Here is an 18,078-nt window from a genome sequence, read left to right as displayed (position 1 = left end):
TCACCCATCCAATTGCGTGGGTGAGGACCAGGTTTCGTGAGTGGAGTCGCGGCGATTGCGGATCAGAGGAGGGTGACGGGGCCTTGGGGGCCGTCGAGGGTGGCGATGAGGGTGGGGCGTAGGCCTGGGCGCACCTCGAGGGTGGCGGACAGGGCTTCGAGGTGGGTTCGGGTGGGGTGCGGATCGGGATGAATCGCGGTGAGGGACAAGAGTTTTGACTGTGGGAGGTCGAGGGAGGGGTGGCGGGTGGTGCCCCAGTCGATGAGGAAGGGGACCAGGCTGGCCTCGCCGAGGTTGACGCGCGGGTAGGTCAAGCGCCAGCTCAGAAGGTCACCCGCCGGAGTGGCTCGGGAGAGGTTCGAGGCATCGCCGGGGTCGTAACCGGCGGTTCGGGCGGTGGCTATGGCGGCGTCGATGTCGGTGGTTTGGACGGCCCAGGTGATGAGGCGCGGTTCGGCGAGAGTGTCCAGGCCGAAGGGGCGTGGCTGGGCCGGGTCGGGCTGGTCCGGGTCGGGGCCGATCAGCTCGAGGTAGCCGCCATTGCCGAGGCCCAGGAGGTAGTTGCGGGTGCCGCGGCCTACGTGCTGGCCGCCGGGGACGGGTTCGATGCCCAGGAGGTCGGCGACGGTCCGGACGGTCTCGGTGAGGTGCGGCGTGGCCAGCACCAGATGATCGAGTTCGCTCACCCGATCGACGGTAGGCGCGGGGGCGGGTGTGGTCACCGGTTCGAATCGCCGTGAGCGTTGCCGCGGCGTGGACGCCCACTCACCGTCCTATACGCCCGGCTCCCGGCCCGAGCTCTCCCTTATATGCCAATGGCCCCGGACCGCATCATTGCGGGCCGGGGCCATCGTTATGTTCTTGGAGCGGGGCTCAGCCTCAGAGGTTGGCGCCGCAGACCGGCCAGGCGCCGGGGCCCTGGGTGGCCAGGACGTTCTCGGCCACGCGGATCTGCTCTTCGCGGCTGGCGTTGGCGGGGCTGCCCTCGCCACCGTTGGCGGCCCAGGTGCTCGGGGTGAACTGCAGGCCACCGTAGTAGCCATTGCCGGTGTTGATGTTCCAGTTGCCGCCGCTCTCGCACTGCGCGACGGCGTCCCAGTTGCCGGCGGCCGAGGCGGTCGCGGTGGACAGCGCGAACGGGACCGAGACAATGGCGCCGGTGATGGCGGTGGCAACGAGCATGCGGGTGCTGAACTTGCGATGCATATGGGATTCCCTGCCTGCGCCCGTCCGGCCCGGGATGACGTCTCCGGGTCCCCGTCCCCAGGGATGTCGGTTGCTCTCGAACCGCGGGACGGAGTTGCCGGTGTTCGGCGATTCGAGTACGAGCTCGGTCTGATCCGAGCCGAGAGCCAACGTAACGGAACAATCACGTCTAATCACGTTGCAATCACAGCTGGTTGACAAATGGGAATTCATTCGAAATCTCGTATTAGCGCAGTTCGCGTCGGAAGCGGGGCGAATTACAATTCTGGAATTTGTAGCGCATTTAGTGACGGAGGTCACGGGAAATTCGTGATTCCCATCGCGTAATACAAAGTCATGACAAAACGATGCGGTGACCGGGCGTTATCGGATCGCAGTGCGCGGAACCATTGCCGTGACGTGGGCAAATCGCGATAGTTCCCGGACCACAGGTTTCGGTGTGCCCGCAGGAGGACCTCATGACAGAAGAACCACGTTCCGGCGCTCGAGCAGTGGATCGGGCGATCGAGGTGCTGAACTGCTTCGAGGGCGATGATCCGGCCCTGTCGCTGAGCGAGCTCGCCCAGCTGGCCGCACTGCCCGTCAGCACCACGCACCGACTGGCCCAGGCCCTGGTCCGCGGGCGATTGCTGGAGCAGGACCCGGCCAATGATCGCTACCGAATCGGGCACGGGCTGGCCTCGCTGGCCCGGCCCGCGCTCACCCGGCTGGGCTTGGACTCGGCAGCACCCCACCTGTATGCGCTGGCCGCGGGCATCCGGATCACGGTCAGCGTCGGCGTGGTTGAACAACGCGATGCCGTGACCGTGTTCCAGGCCCGGCCGCCGGAGTGGTTCTGCCCCAATCAGGTGCCGCGCGCCCGCCAACCACTGCGCGCGAGCGCGGTCGGGCATGCGCTGCTGGCCTTCTCCCCCACCACGACCATTGTCGAGGAGCACGCCGACCAGCGCGATCCCCGGCCGGTCCGGACCGGCGGGCTGCACACACATCTGGATCGGGTGCGCCGCACCGGATTCGCGAGTGAGCTGATCCCCACCGAGGATCCGATCCGCTCGGTGGCCGTGCCGATCGTCGGGCCGGGCAGGCAGGTGCGCGGTGCGCTGGCGGTACAGGCGCGCTCGGCCAGGCTGAACGATGAATTGATCCGGCGCATTCTGCCCGCCATGCGCACCGCCGCGGGCCGGATCGGACCGCTCTTCCAAACCGATTCCGCGCCACTGGATTCGATCCTGTGAATTGCGCTCACGCTGATTTCCACATCGTGAAATGGCGGTTGCCGGGCAGACCCCGGTAACCGCACCATGTGATCAACCCAATCACCGCCACTTCGGCACTCCCGCAAAGGTCTTCGAATGAGCCCCTTCACCGTCCTCACCCGGCGGCGCGCGCTCGACCTGATGCGCGTTCCGCCCGGCATCTGTCGCGCTTGATTCTTCGCCGCGCCCACTCCCCGATTCGGGCACAGCGGCGGCTTCTCACAGCTCAAGGAGTCGTATCGGCTCGCCTGCGGTCGACTCATGCCCGTATCACGCCGTGCGATCAGCGCGCTCATCGAAAGAATCCCGCATGTTCTCTGCCTCCCGACCACCGCGATGGCGGCGCGCGCTCGCCACCGCCTTCGTCGTCTCCACCGCGCTCGTCACGCTCACGGCCTGCGCGAAAACCGATGCGGGCACCACCGCCGACGGTAAAACCGTTGTCCGCTACCAGGGTTCGACCGGCCTCGTCCAGCCCTACGAACTGGCCGCCGAACTCGGCTACTTCTCCAAGATCGACCTGCATTGGGAGGGTGACACCACCAGCGGACCCGCCAATATCCAGGCCGCCGCCACCAAGCAGATCGAATTCGGCAGCGCGTTCAATGGCGCGGTAGTCAAGCTGATCGCCGGTGGCGCGCCGGTCACGGCGGTACTCAGCTCCTATGGGGCCGACGAACTCAACTACACCGGCTATTTCGTCCGCGATGACTCCGGCATCACCTCCGCCCGGGATCTGATCGGCAAGAAGGTCGGGGTGAACACCCTCGGTGCGCACGGCGAATTCATCACCCGGGAATGGCTGCATCAGCAGGGCCTGACCGAAGCCGAGATCAAGCAGGTCCAGTTGATCGTGCTGCCACCGGCCAATACCGAGGAAGCCCTGCGCAATGGGCAGATCGACGTGGCGGCGCTGGGCTCGGTGTTCCGGGATACCGCCATCGGGCGCGGCGGGCTGCACACGCTGTATTCCGATAAGGATCTCTTCGGCCAATTCGATTACGGCACCTACGTTTTCCGCAATGACTACCTGAAGCAGCACGGCGAGGCGGTGGCGGACTTCGTACAGGGCACCGCCCGCGCCACCCGCTGGTTGCAGGTGACGCCGCGCGATCAGGTGGTGGCCAAGTTCGCCGACATCATCACCAAGCGCGGACGCAATGAGAACACCAATCTCTTGCAGTACTACAAGACTTCGGGAATTCCGGTGCCGGGCGGAGTGATCGCCGAACGCGAATTGCAGATCTGGATCGACTGGCTGGTGCGCAATGGTGAACTACCGGCCGGGAAGCTCAAGGCCACGGACCTTTTCACAAATAAGGACAACCCGTATTCGAACGGCACCTACCCGAACGACAGTGGCCCGAGCGGCGAGGCGGTGGCGAAATGAGCGCCGCGGTGAAACTCGCCTTGAGCGGGGTGCGTAAGGAATTCGCGGTACGCGGCGAGCGGGCGGCGTTCACTGCGCTGGAAGACATCACCGTGGACGTGCGGGACGGGGAGTTCCTCGTGCTCGTCGGGCCCAGCGGCTCCGGGAAGTCGACGCTGCTGGATCTGCTGGGCGGACTCGGCAAACCCACCGCCGGGCAGATCCTCCTCGATGGCGCGCCCGTCACCGGACCGGGACTCGATCGCGGCGTGGTGTTCCAGCAGTACGCCCTGCTGCCGTGGCGCACCGCCCGAACCAATATCGAATTCGGATTGGAAGCCAAGGGAATTCGACGGCGTGAACGCAAACGGATCGCCGACGAATACCTGGAACTGGTCGGGCTGGGCGGCTTCGGTGACCGCTACCCGCACGAACTGTCCGGCGGCATGAAACAGCGCGTCGCCATTGCCCGCAGCCTCGCCTTCGATCCGGAGGTGCTGCTCATGGACGAGCCGTTCGCCGCACTCGACGCCCAGACCCGGGAATCGTTGCAGGACGAGCTCTTGCGCATCTGGCGCGCTACCGGCAAAACCATCCTGTTCATCACGCACGGCATCGACGAGGCCGTCTACCTCGGCCAGCGGGTAGCGGTTCTCACCTCCCGCCCCGGCCGAATCAAAGCGGTAGTCGATATCGACCTCGACCGCGAAGGCGACCCAGACATCCGCTCGAGCGAACGCTTCCGCGAACTCCGCCATCACATCTGGACCCAGCTGCAAAGCGAAGTCGCCCGAGCCCAGGGCCTCGAACAAGCCGCGCTCGCCGCCACCGACAGGAGGTCGACCCGTGTCTAGCGCACTGCAAATCACCATTCCGGGACCACCCAGAACTGCCTCCGCTGCCACTCCGGCTGGGCTCGCCACTTCAAGTTCGCCCGGTGCGGCTCGAGGTACATCCGCCGCTGCCCCGGATGTTGCGGCCACCCCAAAGGTGCCAGCCGCTGCATTGCTTTCCCGGGTGAGCCGGGCGACAGGGCGGCTGACCTGGCGAATCATCAAGCCGTCGCTCGTGATCGGGCTCTTCCTCGGGCTGTGGGAGAGCGCGCCCCGGCTGGGGCTGGTGGATGAGGTCTTTCTGCCGCCGTTCTCGGCGGTGATCGAGGCCGGGCTGGAGTTGATCCGGAACGGGCAGATGTGGGATCACGTTTCCACCAGTGTGGCCCGGTCTCTGATCGGATTCTCGATCGCCTTGGTGGTCGCGGTGCCGGTCGGCGTGGCGATCGCCTGGTATCGGCCCGTCGCCGAGTTCCTGAATCCCGTCCTGGAGTTGTTCCGCAATACGGCGGCGCTGGCGCTGCTGCCGGTGTTCATCCTGATTCTGGGGATCGGGGAGACGTCCAAGATCGCCTTGGTGGTGTATGCGGGGTTCTTCCCGATTCTGCTGAATACCATCACCGGCGTCCGGACCGTTGATCCGCTGCTCATCAAATCGGCTGTTTCCCTGGGATTCTCACCGCTTCAGTTGTTCCGGAAGGTCGTTCTTCCGGCGGCCGTACCGTCGATCTTCACCGGTCTGCGGATGGCGGCCTCGGCCTCGATCCTGGTGCTCATTGCCGCCGAAATGTTCGGTGCGCGTGCCGGTCTCGGCTATCTGATCACCGCGGCGCAGCAGAACTTCGCGATTCCGGACATGTACGCGGGCATTGTCGCCATCTCCCTGGTGGGGCTGACCTTCAACAGCATTCTCGTCGCCGTCGAGCGCCGCCTGTCGCGGTGGCGTACCCAACCGGCGCAGTAACTCCTTCGAAAGGCACATACCTATGTCGCACCCCCGCAAGACATTTCACCTCAACGCCTTCCTGATGGGCGTCGGACACCACGAGGCCGCCTGGCGGCATCCGCGCACCGAAGAGCATCGCGTGCTCGATGTGAAGCACTTCCAGGAGCTGGGCCGCATCGCTGAGCGCGGGAAGCTGGATTCGGTGTTCTTCGCCGATGGGCTCGCGGTCGGGCCGCGGATCAAGCGCAATACCCTCGCGGTGTTCGAACCGGTCACCCTGCTCGCCGCCATCGCCACCGCCACCGAACACGTCGGGCTCATCGCCACCGCCTCGACCACCTATAACGAGCCGTTCAACCTGGCCCGCAAGTTCGCCTCGCTCGACCACATCAGTGGCGGCCGGGCGGGCTGGAACATCGTCACCTCCGGGAATGAGGAGGAGGCGTTCAACTTCGGGTTCGACGCCATCCCCGAGCATGCCCGGCGGTATGAGCGGGCCCAGGAGTTCGTCGATGTCGCGGTGCAGTTGTGGGACAGCTGGGAATCGGGCGCGATCGTGCTCGATCCGGAGGAGGGCGTCTTCGCCGATCCGGACAAGGTGCACACCATCGACTACAACAGTGAACGATTCCGGGTGCGCGGACCGCTGAATTCTCCGCGCAGCCCGCAAGGCCGTCCGCTGCTCGTGCAGGCCGGATCCTCCGAGAGCGGAAAGGAATTCGCCGCCCGCTACGCCGAAGCGGTCTTCACCGCACAGCGCACGGTCGAGGAGGGGCAGCAGTTCTACCGGGATCTGAAGTCCCGCCTGCCGAAGTACGGGCGCTCCGCCGACGAATTGAAGGTGCTGCCGGGACTCGTTCCGTTCATCGCCGACACCGAAGCGGAGGCGCGGGCCCTGGAGCAGGAGTTCACCGATCTCATCTCCCCCGATTACGCACTGCGGCAACTGTCCGCGCTACTGGGCGTCGATCTCACCGAGCACGCCCTGGACGCACCGCTGCCGCCACTGCCCGACGAGAGCGAAATCGAGGGCGGCAAGAGCCGATTCACGCTGGTGAAGGAGCTCGCCGAAAAGGAGGAGCTGACCGTCCGCCAGCTGATCGGCAAGCTCGGCGGCGGACGCGGGCACCGCACCTTCGCGGGCACCCCGGAACAGATCGCCGACGAACTCCAGACCTGGTTCGAGGCGGGCGCGGCGGACGGCTTCAACATCATGCCGCCGTATCTGCCCGGCGGCCTGGACGACTTCGTGGACCGCGTGGTCCCGATCCTTCAGGAACGCGGGCTGTTCCGCACCGAATACACCGCCACCACCCTGCGCGGGCACTACGGACTCGACTCCGTGGAAAGCCAGTTCGCGCACTCCGATATTCAGGCCACGGCCTGAGCACCACCATCCGGCAATCGAATTCCGCACGAAAGGCACGATCATGACCACTGTCTCCGAACCCGCCGTCACCGAAATCGGCACCGTCGCATTCCGAATCACACCGGTCGCCGGTCATATCGGCGCGGAGGTCTCCGATATCGACCTGCGCGATGATTTCACCGAGGCGCAGATCGCCACGCTCACCGCGGCCCTGCACGAATACAAGGTGCTGTTCTTCCGCGATCAGGAGATCGGTCACGCCGAGCAGATCGAGTTCTCGCGTCGCTTCGGCACGGTGACCCCGTCGCATCCCTACGATGACGACGCACCCACCGAATTCCCCGAAATTCTCGCGGTGGACAGCCGCCTGTACGAAAAGCGTTTCGGGATCCGGAAATTCAGTTACACCAATCATTGGCACACCGATGTGTCGCCACTGATCAACCCGCCCGCCGCGTCGCTGCTGCGCGCCGAGATCGCGCCCGAACGCGGTGGCGACACCCAGTGGACGAATCTGGCCGCCGCCTATGCGGGGCTTCCGGACTCGCTCAAGTCCTTCCTCGACGGGCTGCGGGCCGAGCACCGGTTCGGCGGGCGGCTGCCCGCATGGGATGCCGACAGCGATTACGCGAAGAAGGTCGCCAAGGCCCCGCTGGTGACCGAACATCCGGTGGTCCGGGTGCATCCGGTGACCGGTGAGCGGGTGTTGTTCGTCAATCCCGGATTCACCACCCGCATTGTCGGACTGAGCCCGCGGCAGAGCGACGCGCTGCTGGAACTGCTGTACGCCGAGGTATCCGATCCGGCCTACACCGTCCGATTCCGGTGGGAGAAGGGCAGTCTCGCGTTCTGGGACAATCGCGCGACCGCGCACCTCGCGCCGAGCGATCTCGACCACCTGGATGTGACGCGGGTGCTCTACCGCACCACGCTGGAGGGTGACATTCCGGTCGGCGTGGACGGCGAGCCGTCGCGATCCATCAAGGGCGAGCGGTTCGGGGGCGCAAGCGCCTGACATCGGCACACACCGAATGATGCGGGCTCCCGACCATGGTCGGGAGCCCGCATCATTCGGTGCTAGCGGCCCAGTGGCCGAGGCGGCTGTGGCGGCTGCTGCCAACGGTCCCCGCCGGGCGGTTCCTGGCGGTACTGCGGCTGCTGCTGAGCCGGGGCCTGGGGCTCCTGGCGAGGGCGCATACCGGTGGTCGGCGGCAAGGCCCCCGCCGGGTCGATCGGGTTGCGGGCATCGGCCTCGGCGGCACGCACCGCGCGTTCGGCCGCCGGGTCGGTGGCGGTGTCGAACCAGCTCGCGACCTCGTCGGAATCGTCCTCGGGGCGTTCGGCTGAATCACCGTCCGGGGCGGGCGTGTAGCGGAAGACGCCGTCCTCGCCCTTATCGGCGAAGTTGCGGGCGAAACCTTCCAAGGCCTTGCCGAAATCGCTCGGTACCAGCCACACCTTGTTGGCATCGCCCTTGGCCACCTGCGGCAGGGTCTGCATGTACTGGTAGGCCAGCAGTTCGGGCGTCGGCTTGCCACTCTTGATGGCGGCGAACACCTTCTCGATGGCCTTGGCCTGGCCTTGAGCTTGCAGATACGCGGCCGCCCGCTCACCCTGCGCGCGCAGAATGCGGGCCTGCCGTTCACCCTCGGCCGAGAGGATGGCGGACTGTTTCGCGCCTTCCGCCGAGAGGATCTGCGCCTGCTTGGAGCCCTCGGCGGTCTTGATCGCCGCTTCGCGCTGACCTTCCGCGGTGAGGATGATGGCCCGCTTCTCGCGGTCGGCCTTCATCTGCTTCTCCATCGATTCCTGAATCGACGGCGGCGGATCGATGGCCTTGAGCTCCACGCGCGACACCCGCAGACCCCAGCGGCCGGTGGCCTCGTCGAGCACGCCACGCAGCTGATGGTTGATCTGGTCTCGGGAGGTCAGCGTCTCTTCGAGGGTCATGCCGCCGACCACATTGCGGAGCGTGGTGATGGTCAATTGCTCAACGGCGGCAATGTAATTGCTGATCTCGTAGACCGCGGCCTGCGGACTGGTGACCTGGAAATACACCACCGAGTCGATCTGCACGGTCAGGTTGTCCTGCGTGATCACCGGCTGCGGCGGGAACGACACCACCCGCTCGCGCAGATCCACCTTCGCGCGCACCCGGTCCGCGAAGGGCACCAGGAATGTCAACTGCCCGGACACGGTGCGGGAATACCGGCCTAATCGTTCGATGACGGCGGCCTCCGCCTGCGGCACCAGGGCCACCGACTTGAAGACCACCACCACGACCAACAGGATGAGAACAACAGCAACTATGAGTACGGCCATCATGGACCTTTCCAGACGACGGCGTGGGCGCCGTCGATCTTCATGATGTACACGGTCGAGCCGACGGGATAGGAATCCGCCGCATCGAAGGGACGCGCACTCCAGACTTCGCCGTCCAGCTTCACCCGGCCACCCTGCTCGTCGACCGTCTCCAGCACCTTGGCGGTCTTACCGGGCAGCGCGTCTACTCCGGATTGATGCGGCGGCGGAATCGCGTAGCGCCGCAAGAGAAATGGACGGACCAAGAACAACAGGGCGATCGCACTGACACCGAAGATGACCGCATCGATGACCATCGGCGCACCGGTCAGGCCGCCCACTCCCGCGGTAATGAGTGCGGCCGTGCCCAGCATGAGCAGCGTGAGATCACCGGTGAGCATCTCCGCCGCCGCGAGGAGAATCCCCGCGACCAGCCAAATGATTGCGGCCACGCCATCAACAGTAGACGTCTCGGCGGCTCGAGGCCGTCATTCGTGATCATCTTGCACCCGACGGGCGGGCATTCCGGACACGTCTTGTGCGGCACGCTCGGGTGGTCATCGCGGTGACGCCGCACGGGTCGCAGCCGAGCCATGCGGTCGTACTCGGGTAGGGCACACGGCGCGCCGACGACGGTCCACACCACGCACCTCCGACAGCCATGCCGCGCATCGGCCGAATGCGGTTCGGCCCACAGCAGAACGCGTAATGGGCGCGGCGAGAGAGTGTTTCCCGCACAGCGCCGGTAGCCTCGACGCCGTGAGCGGGCACCAAGGGTACGGCGACATCTTCTCCGGGCATACGCGCAAACAACCGCGACAGATCCCCCGGGTGGTCGCCGAGCGCGACCTCGTCGCCGAGGATGCCGCGACCGGATTCTGCGGCGCGGTAGTCGGTTTCGACCGCAGCTACGACGGCGAATTCGTGAAGCTCGAGGACGGCAAGGGGCGGGTCCGGCTGTTCGCGCTGCGCGAGGCCGCATTCCTCATCGACGGGCAGCCGGTGACGCTGGTGCGGCCCACCACCGCCCCGGCGAAAGCGCCGACTCGATCGGCCTCCGGATCCACTCGGGTTGCAGGGCTGAAGGCGCAGGTGGCCAAGGCCAGCCGGATCTGGGTGGAGGGCGTGCACGATGCCGCGCTCGTGGAACGGGTGTGGGGTCATGATCTGCGAGTCGAGGGCGTGGTGGTCGAGCAGCTCGAAGGCCTGGACCATCTCGCGGACCGATTGACCGAGTTCCGGCCCGGACCCGGCCGCCGCGTCGGCGTGCTCGTGGACCATCTCGTCACCGGGTCCAAGGAAACCAATCTGACCACAGGGCTCGGCCCCAACGTCCTGGTCACCGGGCATCCGTACATCGACGTCTGGCAGGCCGTGCGGCCCTCCGCCGTCGGCATCGCGGCCTGGCCCGACGTCCCGCGCGGCGAGGACTGGAAGACCGGCGTCTGCCGCCGCCTGCGCTGGGGCACACCACAAGACGGGTGGCGGCGCGTCTACACCGCCGTCGACTCCTACCGCGATCTCGAAACCCCCCTCATCGGCGCGGTCGAACGGTTGATCGATTTCGTCACCGAACAGCAGTAGCCCGCCAGTTATCCTGTCTTACATGAGTACCCCGAGTGCCACGCTGACGGTCTGGGCCGGCTCGTGGCTGGCCGGCCACAGCGCTCCCGATGATGTGCTGGACGCGCTGCGCACCTGGGCTCCCCAGCAGTCGGTCGCCGCCGGGGACCCCGTCACGGGCGGGCATACCGGACTGCCGTGGGCGTCCGACGAAACCGCCGAGACCGCGCCCGGCGCGGGAATCATGGTGCTGCTCAAGCTCATCCGTGAGGCACTGGTGGGCCCCGGCGCGCAGGTCCGGCTGGTGCTGCCGGTCCCCGGCGACGTCCGCGGCATACCGGTCGGCACCGAATTCGCCGCCGCCGCAACCGAAGCCGGGGAAGGCCTGCTGGTCGGCAGCCCCGGCGCAGACGGAGCCGGACTGGTCCCCGTCTGGACCGACGACGACAGCCTCCAATGGCGGGTCTACGCCACCCCCATCCCCCCGGCCGCCCACCCCGATATGCCCCTGGGCGAAGCCGAATTCACCATGCGCGAGGCCGTCCGCGATGCCGCCGACGCCCTCCAACAACTCCACACCACCCGCCTCGACTCCGGCGGCCCCTCCCCCCGAGACCTCGTCGAAGACGAACTCGAGGCCCACTCCCGCCACCAATACCCCGACTCCATGCCCCTGCGCGCCCGCCGCATCCTCGATATCGCCGACCAGGTGGCCGCCATCCTCACCGTCGCCGAACGAGAACCCGCCTCCGCCCCCAGCTCCGCCACCGCCGCAGCCGCCCAAGAATCCCTCCTCCGCCCCCTCTGGAACGCCATCCGCGAAGCCCGCCTCGCCGCAGTCCACGCCCGCTGACCACACGGCGCTCGACCGCTTCCGAAAGTTGCATGCCTTCTCGACAGTTGCAGGCCTTACAACCCATGCAGATGTCGAGAAGGCCTGCGAATTCAGGGGTTCGCCCTTTGGTGGACGGCGGGCAAGGAGATCGCTGGAACGTTGACTGTCCAGGCGTCGGCAGTGTCCGATTCGTTCAAGACCGGGGTGGGGTGGGGTGCCTAGGGTCGGGGTATGACAGTGCAATTGAATGTTCTAGGGATTGTCGTGGCCGATATGGCTGCGTCCATTGCGTTCTATCGGCGGCTCGGGATCGAGTTCGCGGCCGGGGCCGAGAGTGAGCCGCATGTCGAAGCGGCTCTGGGCGGCGGGATGAGGCTGACGTTCGATACCGAGGAGACCATTCGGTCGTTCCATCCCGAAGGTGTGACCAAGGCTGGGCCTGGACGGATTGGAATCGCATTCGAGTGCGGTAGCCCCGGCGAGGTCGATGCCAAGTTCGACGAACTGACCGCGGCGGGCTGCCACGTCGCGCTGAAACCCTTCGACGCGTTCTGGGGACAGCGGTATGCGACCGTGCATGATCCGGACGGCAACAGTGTGGACCTCTACGCGGCCCTCAGCTGATGGCGGTGCGCGCCTGCGGTTCTCCGACTCCACCGGCATTCCTGCCACTTCACCCGTGTTTCAGTGCGGTGACACGCGGGTGAAGAGACACCAGTGTGAGTGAAGTCAGCCGGGACGGGTCAGGTGTGGAGTAGTTGGGTCAAGGACATTCCGGCCAGGGCTCGGATTTCCCTGGAGAGGTGGGCTTGGTCCGAGTAGCCGGTGCGGGCGGCGGTGTCGGCGAAGGGGGTTCCGGCTCGGGCCAGGGCGAGGGCGCGTTGCATGCGGAGGATTCGGGCCAGCGTTTTGGGGCTGTAGCCGAAGGCTGAGAGTGACATTCGGTGTAGGCGGCGCGGGGCCAGCTCGAGGGCTTCGGCGACTGCGGATACCTGAGCGCCGGAACGGAGTTCCCGCACTACGTGGCACAGGATCGGGTCGGCGGGGCCGGAACTGGAGGCTCGCCACTGTGCGATCGACTCCAGACCTTGGGCCGGGGTGGGGGCTGCGGTAATGAGGGCGGATGCGCGGTGCGCGTCTGCTCGAGTCCACACATCGGCGAGTTCCACACGGCGGTCGCGTAACTCGTGCGCGGGGACGTCGAGCAAGGCGGGGGCCGTGCCGGGGTAGAAGCGGATGCCTGCGATTCGGGATGATGGACCGGCTGCCGGATGGTAGGCACGGGTGTCCGGGCCCGCGATGAACAATCGGCCGTCAATCCAGAGCAAGTCCATGGAGCCGTCGGGCAATACCGGGGTGATCAGGTCGGCTGCGGGGTCGCGAGTCCATAGGACGGCACCTGCGAGTTGCGCGGGACGCTCCCGATATCCCTGTGGCGGATGGATTTCCACAGTGTCGGACATACTGGAGGCCGGTGTATGCGGGCGAAAGGCGTTGGGACGGGCCTTGTTCGGCGGTTCGTGCACGCATGCATCCATTGCATTGTTGCAGTCGCTGCAACCATGCAAAGACTGCCGGACAGTGCTGGTGCCCATCAGTGCTTGCGCACCACACGTTCCGGCCGACCCGGCTTCCAGATGGTGATGTCCATATGGCCGTCGATGACCTCCACCGAGGACGCGCCGGTGATGTCGGCGGCGTAGTACGGGTCGAACTTCTGCCCGCGCAGGTCGAAACCGGTTTCCTCGAACAGTGCGTCGGCGAAGCGCTGGTGTAGCGCCTCGTCCCGCACATTGTGGACGGTGCCGAACAGTTTCACGTCGCCATCGCCGACGTGTGTATCGACCGTGGCGGTGTGCAGGCAGAAGCGCGGGTCGCGGGCGAGGTCGGCGAACTTGGTGGTGCCGGGCATGCCACCCACCACCAGTTCACCCTCGAAAACGCGTGGTTCGAGGGGACTGATGCGCGGGAACCCGTCCGCGCGCAGCGTGGCGAGCATGCACAGATTGCCGGTGGCGGCGAGCCGACGAATGAAGATATCCGAGATGTGTGGTGCGCCTTTCGCGAATTCGGTCCACGTAGTCATGGTCGCGACGGTACTCCGGAGGTACGACGGTTTCAGGCGGTCGAGCGGCCGGAAGTCTGTTTGAATGGGCGGATTCGATCGACGGATTGCGAAGGTGTGCTGTGACTGTCTCCCGCCGGATCGCCGCGCTCAGTGCGGTGTTCATCGGATGCGCGGTACCCGCCGCGACGCCCGCCACCGCCGTGGTCGGCGGGACCGAGGTGCAGGCCGCGAACTATCCGTGGCTGGCCGCGGTCGGCAGCCCGCTGTTCTTGACCCGGGCCTCGGGGCAGTTCTGCGGCGGCGCGCTCATCGCACCGGATCAGGTGCTGACCGCCGCGCACTGCGTTTCGCTGGCGGGGCTGGTGCCGCAGGCGCTGACGGTCACCTTCGATCGCAGCGATCTGAGCGTCAAAGACGGAACCAAGGTCGGCGTCACCGCGGTGCGCCTGCATCCGGACTTCCGGGAGGAGACCGTCGACGGCGTGGACGTCTATCACAATGATGTCGCCGTGCTGACGCTCGCGCAGGCGCAGTCCCGGCCGACCGTGCAGATCGCCGCGGCACACGGCGGCAGCGCAACCATCCTCGGCTGGGGTGGAACCTCGGACGGCGACACCTCCAATACCCGGCTGCACACCGCGACCGTGCCGCTGGTGTCCGATGACGACTGCGCGCGGGCCTACCCCGCTGCCTTCAATGCCACCGAAATGGTGTGCGCCGGATCCACTACCGCCGATACCGGCGAATACGACAGTGGCGGGCCGCTATTGGTCGACGGGAAGCTCGCCGGGCTCACCTCATGGGGACGCGGTGTCGCACAGCCGGGCTATCCCGGCGTCTACACCCGGCTGCCCGTCTCGTTCTGAGACTCACATCTTCGAGACCGATTGCGCGAAGCTGAAAACGCCATCGGGATCGTAGTGCTTGGCGATGCCGCGCAGACGCTGCGCATTGCCGCCGTAGTACGCGGTCCCCCAGTCCTTCAGGGTCGGATCGATGTAGTTGACGAAGCCGGTATTGCCGGTCAGCTCACCCAGGCCATCGCGCAGCTCACTGACCGCTGTCCGGGCATCCTGTGCGCTCTTTCCGTAATAGATCTGCGCAGTGCCCAGGGCTCCCCGATGCGGGAATGCGGTGTCGGCCGCACCGATTCGGGACGGTGCGCCCATGAGGCTATCCAGCAGAATGTCCATGCCATTGCGATTGGCGAGCACTTCACTGAAGCGGTCGGGGTCCGCGATGGGCTTGGTCAGGACGCGGGAGGTAGCGGTGAAGGTTTCGCGGGGTAACACGCCACCCTCCGCTTCCGGACGACATTGCTCGGCCGTGTAATTCGAGCAGCCACCGAAATAGCGCATGGCCGGAAGGTATTCCATGCTGTCTTTGTAGCTGGAACTGGGCTGCACGCCGATCGCGGCGACGAGTTTGTCGATCTGTGCCCTCATGTTCGATTCGGTGCCGACGTAGCAGCCGGTGATCCGGCAGGTGTAGAGGCCGACCGGAATGGCAAGCGTGGACCAGAATTCATCGGGCGCGGTGTGGGTGAACGATTGCCAGCCATTCAATACCGCAGAAACCGGACCGCCGAGCTTCATCTGGAACACTCCCAATTGCGGGGCGGCGACCGTCCGGAACGTTAATTCGGTGACGACTCCGAAGTTTCCGCCGCCACCGCCGCGTAGCGCCCAATACAGATCCGGTTCGGAGTTGGCGGATGCCGTGCGCAGCACGCCGTCCGCCGTGACGACCTGCGCGGAAATCAGGTTGTCACAGGTCAATCCGTACTTGCCCGCGAGCACGCCGACCCCGCCGCCGAGCGTGAGCCCGGCAATGCCGACCGTCGGGCAGGAGCCGCCCGGTAGACAGCGTCCGGTCTGCGCCAGGCTCGTGTAGACGTCGATCAGCCGGGCTCCCGCGCCGATCACGGCGGTGCCATCGGCCCGGACCTGCACCGATTTCATATCTCCCGTATCGAGGATCAGGCCGCCGTCGGGTGTCGAGTACCCGGCGTAACTGTGCCCGCCGCCGCGCGCGGCGATCGGCACTCGTCCCCGCGCCGCCTCGATCCCAGCCTGAATGTCGGAGGCATTGGCGCAGCGCAGCACCGCGGCGGGCTGCCGTGAGTCGAAGTCGGGGTTGTACGCCTGCTTCGCGGTGGCGTAACCGGAGTCGGAAGGCAAGGTCAGCGTGCCCGCCAGCCGCTTCCGCAATGCCTCCCAATCCGGCGGTCCCACTTCCGATCCCGCCGCGGGCAAACATCCGGACGACAGTGCGGCCACAGCCGCCGCACCCACCCCCAGCCCGGTCGCACGCAGCATATTCCGCCGGGTAATCGCCATTACCGCACCCCCGCCCCGAGGCCAAGTCGCCATCTCGCACCGACGATGCCCGGCACACCGCGAGTGGGCCGGGCATCGACGAGAACTTCCTACAGACTTGTATCGCGTTGTGCGACAACGCCGTTTCGGCCGGGACGTGCCCTCAATTCTCGGGGCAGACGGGGGCGGGAGTCCAGCTCAGGCGAGCATGTCATCGGCCAGTCGCGCCCAATCGGCGAGAACCTGCTTGCGGCGCAGACGATCCCGGCCCACCATCTCGTCGAGGGTGGCTCCGCGCACCAGATTGATGGTCATCCAGAATGCCGCTTCCACCCGTTCGCGCGGTGCCTCGATGCGCGCGGCGCAGGCATCGAGCAGCTCGACCGTCAGATCATGCTGCACGCGCAACATATTGCGCCGCAGCTCTCGATCATTGGCGATCCCGACATACAGCTCGACCGCCGCCTTGCCCAGCTTCCCCGCGAACGGCGCGGTCACACATTCGACCAAGACCTCCCCCGCCGACGCTCCCGCCGCCAGACTCCGTGTCCGCCGCTGCAACGCCTCCCGCTGTCGCCCGGTCAAATGCTCGATGGCCTGCGCGAACAACTCCTGCCGCGTATGGAAGTGATGCAACTGCGCACCCCGGGTCACCCCGGCCCGCGCCGTGATATCGGCAATCGACGCACTCGCATACCCCACCTCCGCGAGGCTGTCGATAGCGGCATCCAAGAGCAGCGCCCGCGTGCGCAGACTCTTCTCCTGATGCTTGTTCGGGGGCAGGCCGGATACCACCGCGACAGTCTATCGGCCCATCAAAATTGCGTGCTGCCTTGCACGCAATTGGGTGCAGGTCGTAACGTGTCGGCCATGCCAGTCGACCGCCTGCTGCCCACCCCCGAAGCTCGCGACCTCATCGAGCTGACCCGCGATATCGCCGACAAAGTCCTCGAACCGAATGTCGTCGAATACGAGAAGCAGCAGCGCTACCCGGAGGAGGCATTCCGCGCACTCGGCGCGGCCGGGCTGCTGAGCCTGCCGTACCCGGAGGAATTCGGCGGCGGAGGCCAGCCCTACGAGGTGTACCTCCAGGTACTCGAGGAGCTCGGTGCCCGCTGGGCCGCGGTGGCCGTCGCGGTCAGCGTGCACAGCCTGTCCTGCCACCCCCTGTTCGCCTACGGCACCGACGCCCAGCACGAGCAATGGCTCCCAGAAATGCTGTCCGGCAACCTCATCGGCGCATACAGCCTCTCCGAATCGCACGCCGGTTCCGATGCCGCGGCCCTGCGCTGCCGAGCCACCGAAACCGACGACGGCTACCGCATCACCGGCACCAAGGCCTGGATCACCAACGGCGGCAAGGCCGACTACTACACCCTCTTCGCCCGTACCGGCGAAGGCTCCCGAGGCATCTCCTGCTTCCTCGTCCCCGCCGACACCGAGGGTCTCTCCTTCGGCAAGCCCGAAGAGAAGATGGGCCTCCGCGCCGTCCCCACCACCACAGCCGCCTACGACGACGCTTACTTGCCTGCCGACCGCCTGATCGGCGAACCGGGCCAGGGCCTTTCCATCGCCTTCAGCGCCCTCGACTCCGGCCGCCTCGGTATCGCGGCGGTAGCGACCGGCATCGCCCAGCGCGCCCTCGACGACGCCGTCGCCTATGCCAAGGACCGAGAAGCCTTCGGCCGCCCCATCATCGACCACCAGGGGCTGGGCTTCGTGCTCGCCGATATGGCCGCAGCCGTCGACTCCGCCCGAGCCACCTACCTGGACGCCGCCCGCCGCCGAGACGCAGGCCTCGCCTACTCCCGCCAAGCCAGCGTCGCCAAACTGATAGCCACAGACGCCGCCATGAAGGTCACCACGGACGCCGTCCAAGTCTTCGGCGGCTACGGCTACACCCAAGACTTCCCAGTAGAGCGCTACATGCGAGAAGCCAAGATCACTCAGATCTTCGAGGGCACCAACCAAATCCAGCGCCTCGTCATCGCCCGTTCCTTGGCCAGCGACTGAT

The 18,078-nt window shown here is 66.4% G+C and carries 19 protein-coding genes; 11 read left to right on the top strand and 8 right to left on the bottom strand.

Features of this window, described 5'->3' with window-relative positions:
* Positions 1–62: 62 nt before the first annotated feature.
* On the bottom strand, positions 63–686 hold the full coding sequence (locus AB0N05_RS12695; protein WP_364691684.1) for a VOC family protein: 624 nt from the start codon (positions 684–686) through the stop codon (positions 63–65).
* 193 nt (positions 687–879) lie between these two features.
* On the bottom strand, positions 880–1,206 hold the full coding sequence (locus AB0N05_RS12690; RefSeq protein WP_364691681.1) for a transglycosylase family protein: 327 nt from the start codon (positions 1,204–1,206) through the stop codon (positions 880–882).
* A gap of 458 nt (positions 1,207–1,664) precedes the next feature.
* Here AB0N05_RS12690 and AB0N05_RS12685 point away from each other — a divergent pair, with 458 nt between their 5' ends.
* The 6 genes from AB0N05_RS12685 (at position 1,665) to AB0N05_RS12660 (ending at position 7,994) form a co-directional block, all read left to right on the top strand.
* A complete protein-coding gene (locus AB0N05_RS12685; protein WP_364691678.1) occupies positions 1,665–2,441 on the top strand; it encodes an IclR family transcriptional regulator in 777 nt (258 codons plus the stop codon).
* Between the two features lie 331 nt (positions 2,442–2,772).
* Positions 2,773–3,852 carry an ABC transporter substrate-binding protein gene (locus tag AB0N05_RS12680; RefSeq protein ID WP_364691674.1) on the top strand — a complete coding sequence of 360 codons (1,080 nt, stop codon included), beginning with the start codon at positions 2,773–2,775 and terminating at the stop codon, positions 3,850–3,852.
* Complete coding sequence (locus AB0N05_RS12675) at positions 3,849–4,685, top strand: ABC transporter ATP-binding protein (RefSeq protein ID WP_364691670.1); 837 nt, start codon at positions 3,849–3,851, stop codon at positions 4,683–4,685. The genes AB0N05_RS12680 and AB0N05_RS12675 overlap by 4 nt, the downstream gene beginning before the upstream one ends.
* Positions 4,686–4,848: 163 nt before the next feature.
* Entirely contained in the window at positions 4,849–5,628 is a 780-nt protein-coding gene (locus AB0N05_RS12670) for an ABC transporter permease (protein ID WP_364691667.1), read from the top strand.
* A gap of 22 nt (positions 5,629–5,650) precedes the next feature.
* Positions 5,651–6,997: an LLM class flavin-dependent oxidoreductase gene (locus tag AB0N05_RS12665; protein WP_364691664.1), complete on the top strand. Its 1,347-nt coding sequence runs from the start codon at positions 5,651–5,653 to the stop codon at positions 6,995–6,997.
* Positions 6,998–7,040: 43 nt separating this feature from the next.
* Positions 7,041–7,994, top strand: coding sequence for a TauD/TfdA family dioxygenase (locus AB0N05_RS12660; protein ID WP_364691661.1), 954 nt, complete (start codon positions 7,041–7,043; stop codon positions 7,992–7,994).
* Positions 7,995–8,056: 62 nt separating this feature from the next.
* On the opposite strand, the gene AB0N05_RS12655 is transcribed toward AB0N05_RS12660, so the two are convergent.
* Together AB0N05_RS12655 and AB0N05_RS12650 are read right to left on the bottom strand one after the other, a co-directional pair.
* A complete protein-coding gene (locus AB0N05_RS12655; protein WP_364692335.1) occupies positions 8,057–9,301 on the bottom strand; it encodes an SPFH domain-containing protein in 1,245 nt (414 codons plus the stop codon).
* The gene (locus tag AB0N05_RS12650) at positions 9,301–9,732 is read right to left on the bottom strand and encodes an NfeD family protein (RefSeq protein WP_364691658.1); all 432 of its coding nucleotides are present in this window, start codon (positions 9,730–9,732) and stop codon (positions 9,301–9,303) included. Before AB0N05_RS12650 ends, AB0N05_RS12655 begins: the two co-directional genes overlap by 1 nt.
* Positions 9,733–10,039: 307 nt before the next feature.
* Here AB0N05_RS12650 and AB0N05_RS12645 point away from each other — a divergent pair, with 307 nt between their 5' ends.
* The 3 genes from AB0N05_RS12645 (at position 10,040) to AB0N05_RS12635 (ending at position 12,302) form a co-directional block, all read left to right on the top strand.
* Positions 10,040–10,864 carry a DUF3097 domain-containing protein gene (locus tag AB0N05_RS12645; protein WP_364691655.1) on the top strand — a complete coding sequence of 275 codons (825 nt, stop codon included), beginning with the start codon at positions 10,040–10,042 and terminating at the stop codon, positions 10,862–10,864.
* 22 nt (positions 10,865–10,886) lie between these two features.
* On the top strand, positions 10,887–11,696 hold the full coding sequence (locus AB0N05_RS12640; protein WP_364691652.1) for a hypothetical protein: 810 nt from the start codon (positions 10,887–10,889) through the stop codon (positions 11,694–11,696).
* Between the two features lie 213 nt (positions 11,697–11,909).
* The gene (locus AB0N05_RS12635; RefSeq protein ID WP_364691649.1) at positions 11,910–12,302 is read left to right on the top strand and encodes a VOC family protein; all 393 of its coding nucleotides are present in this window, start codon (positions 11,910–11,912) and stop codon (positions 12,300–12,302) included.
* A 119-nt stretch (positions 12,303–12,421) separates the two neighbouring features.
* On the opposite strand, the gene AB0N05_RS12630 is transcribed toward AB0N05_RS12635, so the two are convergent.
* Together AB0N05_RS12630 and AB0N05_RS12625 are read right to left on the bottom strand one after the other, a co-directional pair.
* Positions 12,422–13,141 (bottom strand): helix-turn-helix transcriptional regulator, encoded by a 720-nt coding sequence (locus tag AB0N05_RS12630; protein WP_364691646.1) that lies wholly within the window; start codon positions 13,139–13,141, stop codon positions 12,422–12,424.
* Between the two features lie 131 nt (positions 13,142–13,272).
* Positions 13,273–13,764 (bottom strand): pyridoxamine 5'-phosphate oxidase family protein, encoded by a 492-nt coding sequence (locus tag AB0N05_RS12625; RefSeq protein ID WP_364691643.1) that lies wholly within the window; start codon positions 13,762–13,764, stop codon positions 13,273–13,275.
* 101 nt (positions 13,765–13,865) lie between these two features.
* Here AB0N05_RS12625 and AB0N05_RS12620 point away from each other — a divergent pair, with 101 nt between their 5' ends.
* Positions 13,866–14,612, top strand: coding sequence for a serine protease (locus tag AB0N05_RS12620; protein WP_364691640.1), 747 nt, complete (start codon positions 13,866–13,868; stop codon positions 14,610–14,612).
* A gap of 3 nt (positions 14,613–14,615) precedes the next feature.
* On the opposite strand, the gene AB0N05_RS12615 is transcribed toward AB0N05_RS12620, so the two are convergent.
* On the bottom strand, positions 14,616–16,085 hold the full coding sequence (locus AB0N05_RS12615) for an FAD-dependent oxidoreductase (protein WP_364691637.1): 1,470 nt from the start codon (positions 16,083–16,085) through the stop codon (positions 14,616–14,618).
* A 177-nt stretch (positions 16,086–16,262) separates the two neighbouring features.
* Positions 16,263–16,859, bottom strand: coding sequence for a TetR family transcriptional regulator (locus AB0N05_RS12610; RefSeq protein ID WP_364691634.1), 597 nt, complete (start codon positions 16,857–16,859; stop codon positions 16,263–16,265).
* 75 nt (positions 16,860–16,934) lie between these two features.
* On the opposite strand from AB0N05_RS12610, the gene AB0N05_RS12605 reads away from it, so the two are divergent.
* Positions 16,935–18,077 (top strand): acyl-CoA dehydrogenase family protein, encoded by a 1,143-nt coding sequence (locus AB0N05_RS12605; RefSeq protein ID WP_364691632.1) that lies wholly within the window; start codon positions 16,935–16,937, stop codon positions 18,075–18,077.
* Position 18,078: the final 1 nt, after the last annotated feature.

The organism is Nocardia sp. NPDC051030, assembly GCF_040683015.1.
Classification (GTDB): domain Bacteria; phylum Actinomycetota; class Actinomycetes; order Mycobacteriales; family Mycobacteriaceae; genus Nocardia.
The sequence above is the reverse complement of the archived record's forward strand: the minus strand, read 5'-3'. Positions and strand labels throughout refer to the sequence as shown.

What these genes read in the sequence shown, in the direction of transcription:
- AB0N05_RS12640 (WP_364691652.1), top strand. Translation starts at nt 10,887, where the DNA reads ATGAGTACCCCGAGTGCCACGCTGACGGTCTGGGCCGGCTCGTGGCTG.
- AB0N05_RS12615 (WP_364691637.1), bottom strand. Translation starts at nt 16,085, where the DNA reads ATGGCGATTACCCGGCGGAATATGCTGCGTGCGACCGGGCTGGGGGTG.
- AB0N05_RS12635 (WP_364691649.1), top strand. Translation starts at nt 11,910, where the DNA reads ATGACAGTGCAATTGAATGTTCTAGGGATTGTCGTGGCCGATATGGCT.
- AB0N05_RS12605 (WP_364691632.1), top strand. Translation starts at nt 16,935, where the DNA reads ATGCCAGTCGACCGCCTGCTGCCCACCCCCGAAGCTCGCGACCTCATC.
- AB0N05_RS12630 (WP_364691646.1), bottom strand. Translation starts at nt 13,141, where the DNA reads ATGTCCGACACTGTGGAAATCCATCCGCCACAGGGATATCGGGAGCGT.
- AB0N05_RS12665 (WP_364691664.1), top strand. Translation starts at nt 5,651, where the DNA reads ATGTCGCACCCCCGCAAGACATTTCACCTCAACGCCTTCCTGATGGGC.
- AB0N05_RS12690 (WP_364691681.1), bottom strand. Translation starts at nt 1,206, where the DNA reads ATGCATCGCAAGTTCAGCACCCGCATGCTCGTTGCCACCGCCATCACC.
- AB0N05_RS12660 (WP_364691661.1), top strand. Translation starts at nt 7,041, where the DNA reads ATGACCACTGTCTCCGAACCCGCCGTCACCGAAATCGGCACCGTCGCA.
- AB0N05_RS12625 (WP_364691643.1), bottom strand. Translation starts at nt 13,764, where the DNA reads ATGACTACGTGGACCGAATTCGCGAAAGGCGCACCACACATCTCGGAT.
- AB0N05_RS12675 (WP_364691670.1), top strand. Translation starts at nt 3,849, where the DNA reads ATGAGCGCCGCGGTGAAACTCGCCTTGAGCGGGGTGCGTAAGGAATTC.
- AB0N05_RS12680 (WP_364691674.1), top strand. Translation starts at nt 2,773, where the DNA reads ATGTTCTCTGCCTCCCGACCACCGCGATGGCGGCGCGCGCTCGCCACC.
- AB0N05_RS12655 (WP_364692335.1), bottom strand. Translation starts at nt 9,301, where the DNA reads ATGGCCGTACTCATAGTTGCTGTTGTTCTCATCCTGTTGGTCGTGGTG.
- AB0N05_RS12685 (WP_364691678.1), top strand. Translation starts at nt 1,665, where the DNA reads ATGACAGAAGAACCACGTTCCGGCGCTCGAGCAGTGGATCGGGCGATC.